Below are 266 nucleotides of genomic sequence, written 5' to 3'. Positions count from 1 at the left end.
AGTCATAAGACTCAGCGATATCATCGATTTTTTTGCCTTGCTCATAAGCCTTTTTATCAGGACCGACATAAGCATTGTCATGGCCACTTACATCACCATCGATGTAAGTGTAAACCGCTTCAGCGTAGGTACCGTCTTGCAAAAATGCGGTAACGTCTTGTCCTGAACGATCAAGACCAGCAGCACTAGCAGCGCTAGCGACAGAGAAAGCAGCAATCGCTACTGTAAGGGTTTTTAGGTGAAAGGTGGCCCGCATTGTGTATCTC

The 266-nt window shown here is 46.2% G+C and carries 1 pseudogene; it reads right to left on the bottom strand.

Annotated elements, in window-relative coordinates:
- Nucleotides 1–256: pseudogene (locus AAEY79_RS15140) on the bottom strand (hypothetical protein); the annotation flags it as partial.
- Nucleotides 257–266: the final 10 nt, after the last annotated feature.

The sequence above is a fragment of the Psychrobacter sp. GW64-MNA-CIBAN-0177 genome, from assembly GCF_040309585.1.
Taxonomy (GTDB): domain Bacteria; phylum Pseudomonadota; class Gammaproteobacteria; order Pseudomonadales; family Moraxellaceae; genus Psychrobacter; species Psychrobacter okhotskensis.
The sequence above is the reverse complement of the archived record's forward strand: the minus strand, read 5'-3'. Positions and strand labels throughout refer to the sequence as shown.